This is a genomic window from Rubritalea sp., from assembly GCF_039830215.1.
Lineage (GTDB): Bacteria > Verrucomicrobiota > Verrucomicrobiia > Verrucomicrobiales > Akkermansiaceae > Rubritalea.
This window is the reverse complement of the sequence record NZ_JBDOPO010000359.1, coordinates 1-7,584: the sequence shown is the minus strand read 5'-3', so window position 1 is coordinate 7,584 and position 7,584 is coordinate 1. Positions and strand designations below refer to the sequence as shown.

The window sequence follows — 7,584 nt, the reverse complement described above, 5'->3', positions numbered from 1 at the left end:
GAGCTAAGCAAGCGACCATCACTTCGAGGAAAAGGTAAATTCAAGGAGCAGGTTAAAACTCAAGTCAGGAGTTTGGCTAAGAGGCAGACGAGGATTCAGAAATATTTCAACTCATCAAAAATATCCTATGCTGCCTGATTTCCCGCCCCATTAATAACTCAAATCTAACAAAATTTTAGTGACAGAAAACCAAACCTAACATATAGCTAACATAATATCCTTTTTCATCATCCTGAAGAACCTCTATGTTTCTATGCTATTATTCGAAATTCAGATCCTCTAGTAGATGCGGTTTTATTATAATTTCTAGCTTAATCCTACTGACCAGCCTTGCTCTGATCAACTTAGGAGTTATCACAATGGCAACTTCTGAACTAAAAAATTCTAATCAATGGCATCACCAGCAGAAGGCTCGTGCAAATGCTCGTATGGCATTAAGTATTGCTCTGGCTGAACTACAAAAATACGCTGGACCTGATCAACGGGTCACAGCAAAAGCCTCACTCTTCGATACTGACCCTACCACACCTATCGTTGAAGGTGTTAAAAACCCAAATCTACTGGGAGTTTGGAGAAATACAACGGATTCTGGCCTTCACTTAGTAGGGAAAGATGTTGGTCAGCAGATCAATCCTCCCACCTATAATGCTTGTGATCGCTATATTGATTTACGCTTTTCGCGCGACATTTATAAAAATAACCAATGGCGAGACAAACTCCGCCTAAGATGGCTCGGCAGTTTTAAAGGAGATAATTCTGAAGCCCACCAACTGGAACTTACAGACGAGAACTCCATCACTCTCGTCGGCACAGGAACTCTAGGAGCCGATTTTTCCATCACTGATCCAGCAAAGTTCAATTTAGAAAAACTAGCTGTTCAAAAGATTGATCTGAATTCAAATTCTGGCCAAGGGGCTTACGCTTGGGCTGTCATTGATAACAATCAGAAAGCTTCGATCACAAAACACCCATCACACCTCACCGAAAAAATACAAATAGCTATAGCTCAAAGGGATAACTTATCGGGAAACACCACTAGTGAATATCGACCAAAGGAAAGTCATAGTTCATTTGTAAATCTCGAAGTAGGCCTTCACTCGAGTGAATCTGAAATCTTAAGTTATACCTCCGCTGCATTTTTAAGTAGTCAAACCTCAGTTACAGCCAGATCCCTAGCCTCCCATTTCAACCACTTCACCAACGACAGTTCGGGCTTATTCACAGATCCCATATTCGGCGGCATCAAAAAGGACCTCACTCCCCTGCTCTTTGGTAATCCAGATCATCCAAGAATAAGCTTCAAACCTCCGAGCACATCTACCGCCGAGTTCCCCTTCGAAAGCAGCTACCCAATTATCCCTGGAGTTCGTCATTTAACCCACGGGCCAAACTTCGATGCTTTAAGGTACTGGGGGAGGCTCAAATATACGCCAGGACTAGATGGTGGTAAAATCGGAGTGAACACCTCAGTAGTCTCTTCATCTCTAAGAAGAAGGCCCACCAATTACTGGCGGGGTATGCAGAACGACGGTCACACCTTCAGGTCATCTCAATGGCATCGAGACTATCCTAAAGTTCATCCAATCATGACTGATGCTCGATTCCACTTTTATTTCAGTCTAACAGACAACTCAGAAAGCAACCGTATCCGAACGCATCTAATTCCAAGAGTCTGTTTATGGAACCCATATAGCATAGAATTAGAAGTTCCTGAAATGCTAGTCTTGATGCCCAACTTCTTCTGGTCTGGTGGAAACTTCCACTTTCAGTTGTCTAGTTCTGATGAAGGTGTCGAAGGAGAACGTGAACGCCTTCTAAAGAAATTTCCGAACGATCAATCCCTTGCTACGTGGGACGGCAAACTAAGATTTCCATGCGGATCTCAAGACCCAAGCAATAGCAATTCTAGGTCTGGTCTCTTCCCTCAATCACGTTACCTAGCATTTGTGATAGAACAAACCAAATTCCCTGCAGGTTCCTGCTTAGTTTTTTCTCCAAAAATTCAGAACTCCCCCCCCTCAAATGAGCTATCGATTCAGAAGTACTCAACAGACAATATTTCCGAGAACATTCTCAGCGCTGAAACACCACAGGGAAAATCCCATTTTTCCCACGAAACACAGCGCTCTCCATTCTATCAATATGATGCATTGTCACTAGGTAAAAAAACGAAGAGAACAAAAAGTATTACTGATTTCTTTCTCGACGAAATTCGACTTGAGGAAGTCATCCACTATGAACCTTGGGTCGTCGCGGCGGACAATTTTGATTTCATTTTAAAAGCTTCAAATGGCTCCAACCAATCATCCGCTAAGATGATTACTGCTAGCCCGCTACACCCCACACTCCAGCTCATCAATGGCGGCAGTGGTGGGGCCAGAACCTATCCTTTTTATTTTTACAGTTCCTCTTTCGGCAATAGCTCTACGGCTTCAGGCAACCAGTTTGGTCGACTTCAGAGCTTCAAAAACAATCCCTATAAAGACGCGCCTTCACTGCATCAAATCGGCGCCAAGCTTCTTTGGTTCAATGAAGAATATACCGAAGGAAATAATCCCCCACTGCGCCAGAAACACTGGGACTCTTCTACTCACCTTGCATACAATCCAGCAACCATTGCCAACTGGAATGTACGATCACAACTCTGTACTCGATCACCAGTAACCCTGTGTAGCAATGATTGGCACTCTCGAAGCTCAGGAGCATGGATTACCCAGCTCTCACCTCATTCACCTCAATCTCTCTACGACCACCCCACTCTCAACGAAAACGACCAGTACACGAAGTTTCCCTTCACTGCTGCTAACGATGCACCAGGCACAGATTCAGCCATTCTGTTCGACTTACCAGATCCGGTTTATGGAGCCTTATCTATTGGTAAACTAAGACACGCTCACCTGAGCCCATATTCATGGCACCCTAGTTACCTCATCGGTTCTTCTCTACCAGATCTTCACGCGCCTCTTGAAACCACCGCTTACCCTATAGCTGCCGGACATACTCGCCCGTCTATTGTAACTAACCAATGGGATCTCCTCATAGGGAGCTCACACAAAAAGGCATTCACATACGGTCCTAGAGGCTATGCACCCAAATCTGATGGGCTACTCCAAATTGGTGACCAAGCTGAACCAGCAACTGTAAACCAAAAAGTGATAGAAACTAAAGAAGAAATCTTAGCTTACGATAGTGTCTTTGAAACCAACCAAAACATCTGGGACAGCTACTTTATATCAGGCCTTCAACTCGACACTACAGGCTATATATTTGTTGAAAATTCACTAAGTCAATCCAAGCTACTCAACTCTAGGTTTCTATTTAACTCAGACTTAAGTGAAACTAAAAAATCACAAGAAGCTTTACTGACCGCCACTGATGCGATGAGTCATGCATTCTGGAATGCTGGGTACCTGCTCAAAAATAAATCGGCATTCAATATCAACTCCACGTCGATTCCTGCTTGGTGTGCCTTTCTCTCTGGCATCAAAGGGCTTAAGAGGCCGCTGAGAGGTGGCCGTACTACTGGAGGCTCACATCTGTCAGTATTCTCACGAGTAGCAAAACCTGAGAACGCGTCTCTAACATCCTCCACGAGCCCAGCCACAGCAAGCGGTTGGCAAGCTGGCCGTTCACTCAATGATACAGAAATTGCATTGCTCGCTACCGCGATTGTCCGAGAAGTTAAGCTGCGCGGTCCATTCATTTCCATGGCAGACATGGTGAATCGAAGGCTCATACCGGAAAGGGAATCCGGACCAGCCCGCGAATCTCTGAGTGGTGCAATAGAAGCCGCCATTCTAACAGCTGGGCTGAACGACAACTTCAATAGTGGTAGATGGTTGGCTGCCTCTGATTCAAAAAATGACAATAACAAAGAGGAATTTCGCCACAACTACCCAAATCGATCAGTTCCGTCAAAGTTATGGGGTACGCCAAGCTACCTCACACAAGGAGACATTCTAGAGCCGCTAGCTCCGGCCATGACAGTGCGTGGCGACACATTCACTATCAGATGCTATGGCGAATCACTAGTAGGCAGCAAAATCAAAGCAACAGCATATATCGAAGCGGTAGTAGTCCGCACCCCCAACTATATGGAAGCTGCGTCACTCAAATCCCCTCAACCCCAAAATAACTTGCCGACAGACCCTACAATGAAAGTCGACTTTGCTAGTGGTTCAGTAACAGAGGGTGGTTTGACTCATCAAAATAGGAAGTACGGTAGGAGATTTAAACTAAAATCATTCCGTTGGCTCAGCGTGCAAGAAATCTAACAAAATAGTATGTCTCTATATTTACCACTATTCTTTCCCTACTTACTGGTTGGTTCATTGATTGCCCAGGAATCTCAAATTCAGCCAATTGAATCAGAACTCGCACCGCCCAAAGTATCGATTATAGCGCTCGGCCCCAAGCCCGCGCGTCGTTACTCTGTGCCCCAATACAAAAGCTCAGATCCAAAGACAATAGGAGCGCAAACTATCTTACTCGAGCCCCCTAAAACCTCAACTCCACCGTGCCAACTATTCTACAAACGAGCCGGAAACCGGAAATGGAGTCGATTTAACATTAGATTCAACAGTCAAGGGGCTCTTACGACAATTCCAGCACTCAAACCTCTAAGCTTTTATTCAAACCTTTCAATAAATGAGAACACAAAACCCTACCTCAAACTCCCCCCTTTAAAATTCAACACAAAAACGCTGATTTTCCTAACTCCAAATGAAGACAAGACTCCCCTATGGAAAGACTCCCCTATGCTCACGGCCATCCCTCTGACAAGGTCTGTCACTGGAGGCAGCAGGGTTTTGCTCTACAACGCATCAAACCAAGTAGTAAACCTACTTTTCAGCGATGTCACAAAGATCCCACTCAAACCGGGATCACACAAAAATATCGACCTCAACGAGCTGGCTTTAACAAATAAATTCACGCTCAAGGCGAAAGGTCTTAATGATTCAAAAGTAGCTCTACAGGAATCTATGAAGAACCTCCCAAATCGCACAAAGGTCTATGCTTTCTACGATGCCGATCGCCGAACCAACGGTGGACGAACTCTGGGTGTTTTCCGGGCCACATATGAAGTTCCTGACTAAAAAAGTAGAATTACTCGGATTTTCTAATACAAAAAAGGCCATGCTAAATTTAGCATGGCTCTTAAATGTTTTTTAGCGTACGAGGTAGTGCCTACGACTTCGTTTTAAAGTGCAATGAACTGAGAATTTCATCACCTTGCTGCTTATTTTCCACCCTAATGTATTCCATTTCATCGGCAGCTTCAATCAATGCTTCAAGATAAGGTTTGGCTTCTTTCAGATCTTCAACTTCATTTTCACTCATCAAATCAGCACCATGCTCACTTACCAAAGTTAGCCAGTTAAGACTAAGATCACGTAAAGGCTCAAAGTTCAACTGGGCTTCTGAAAGTGGCGACCCAGTCGCTTCTTTCTCAAACACACTCGCTAGTTCATTCGCCTGGTCAGGTGAAGAACCCAGTACAAACAAATCATCGCTCACGGTGATGTTAGGTGTGCAGTTTTGGTGCGTTGTCGGAATTGGGAATGTCCAGCTCGTTAGCCCATTGGACTCACTCTTGAATGGGCGCTGCATGGGCAACTCCATACCAGACATCCCGCTCACCTGCTTCAGTAATTTCTCAGCGGATGTATTCAGTCGATCCCAGCTCTGACCGATTTTACTGCGGTCATTCACTGTGCTAAGGTAGCTAAAACGAGGAACTTTCCCTTGCTTGAGGATTGGCTCAGGAATCATTGGCATGGTTGGCAATTCACCTTTTAGATCGATAACGAAAGCTGACTCTGCACCTAGGCCTTTCCCTAGATCATCGCGCAAAGCTCCCCAAACATCCAGAACCTCTTTTTTGAAGACTCCTTCGAACATAGCAAAACCAGCAGTGAATTCGGCAAACTCACTCTCATCTAACCGAAGTCCGCTCATCTGCTTCGCTACTTGATAACCCGTGCTACCAATTGCCTCCAGATATTCAAGACTTAGTTCAGTCTGACCTGGGTTGTTCACCCAGTTCGCTGAGAAAACAACATCTTCACCTTCAGATACCTTACTGAGGTGGCGTTTAGCCTGAAGGTCTACAGCTGGAGAGTTTCCGCCATAGTGAGTTTCAATTTTAAAGCCTTCATCAAGCATCGCTACGGAACCAATCCGCCCAGCTTTGAAAGGTGTGTAGTAGTCTTTTTCGCGCTGCACTAAATCTGTCAGCAGAGCTTCTAACACTCGAGTATCACCAAATGTGTCAGTCTTCTTTAGACCAGCGAGAGTTCCCAGTGCCAACTCCTTCATTGAAGCGCTATACTTCATTGTGGTCTTACCAAGTTCTTCACTCATGTAGAGCATACTCACTAAATCCTTACCAGCATACTGCTGAGCGAACTCCATACCTTTATCTGCGAGTACTGACTCTGCCGGTGTAGCGGCGAACTTGAGTTGATCAACAGATGAACCAATAAAGAGTACGATATAGTCTTCGTGAATTCCTGAGAGCATCACTAGGTCTTTGGTGGCCACAGCCTTCTTAAAGTCGCTGAAAGTCTGAGTTCCAAGAATTTCTGTCATTTCATCCTTCTCTTCTTTTTCCAGCATTTCAGCCACAAGAGATCCCTTCACTATAAACCCACTGAAATCACCATGTTCTGTAGCGTCGAGAATAGTTTCACCTTCCGTTTGAGCGCTCAAAGCCATTCCCGCCAAGCCTTGAATTTGCGCTAAATAGTCTTCACGCTTTTCTTTATCACTCACCTTGTAGCCAAGGTAGATTGGAGGCATACTTGATCGCCTAAATACCTCAAGAGTCTTTGGATCCTTAGCCCACTCCTTGAGGTATGATTCCTCTAGGCTAAGGTCATCAAGAGCATCTATATCTTCACCACGTTCACCTAACATCTTACCACACAACTCAACTATTGAGCGCATTTGATAGAAGTTACTTTTTGCTGACAACTTCATAAGGTTATCAGCCTGAGCTGCGGTACCTTCGCCGACTGCAAAAAAGAGTTCTTCACCTGTTACCTCCGCCACTTTCTGGAAACGTGGATCAGTAAGTATGTCATCGATACTTCCTCCCTTCTCTTCGGCCATGGTCTCGACAAACTTTCCTAGCTTAGATGCTCGCAGCTTCTTCGCTAGACCCGCTCCGTCATAGAATGTCCAGAACGCATCAGTCTTCTGCGGTAGGAATTTCGCAAACCCAGCTTGTTTGGCAAGCTCTTCTAGACTTCCAGACTTTTCCTCTGCAACTGGGGCCACCACTTCTGCTGCCTTCTTGACGACTTCTTTTAAAGCAGTCTCAGTTACCTCCTCTGTGTCTGGTTTACTATGTTGTTTGTTACAAGACGTGAAGCTCACTGCGCCAGCGGCTACGATCGGTAAAATAAAATAATTAGAATGCTTCATATTGCTGAGGCAAACGTAGTTATTCCCCTAACTTCTAGCAATTCTAAAATTCCCCCTAATTTATAGGGGCTCACTTATGCTGAGATTGGCGTAATTGTAGATGTAGGACGAAACAAAGTCTCGGAATGGGTAAAGAAATGGCAAGAAGGTGGAAGC

General features: G+C 44.8%; 3 protein-coding genes. 2 read left to right on the top strand and 1 reads right to left on the bottom strand.

Going from position 1 to position 7,584, the window contains the following annotated elements; genetic code table 11:
• The first annotated feature begins 359 nt into the window (after positions 1-359).
• Together ABGY95_RS12185 and ABGY95_RS12180 are read left to right on the top strand one after the other, a co-directional pair.
• Positions 360-4,274 (top strand): hypothetical protein, encoded by a 3,915-nt coding sequence (locus ABGY95_RS12185; RefSeq protein WP_347441955.1) that lies wholly within the window; start codon positions 360-362, stop codon positions 4,272-4,274.
• Between the two features lie 9 nt (positions 4,275-4,283).
• Positions 4,284-5,096 carry a hypothetical protein gene (locus tag ABGY95_RS12180; RefSeq protein ID WP_347441954.1) on the top strand — a complete coding sequence of 271 codons (813 nt, stop codon included), beginning with the start codon at positions 4,284-4,286 and terminating at the stop codon, positions 5,094-5,096.
• Positions 5,097-5,187: 91 nt separating this feature from the next.
• Here the strand turns inward: ABGY95_RS12180 and ABGY95_RS12175 are convergent, their stop codons facing one another.
• Positions 5,188-7,428, bottom strand: coding sequence for a hypothetical protein (locus tag ABGY95_RS12175; RefSeq protein WP_347441953.1), 2,241 nt, complete (start codon positions 7,426-7,428; stop codon positions 5,188-5,190).
• Positions 7,429-7,584 lie beyond the last annotated feature (156 nt).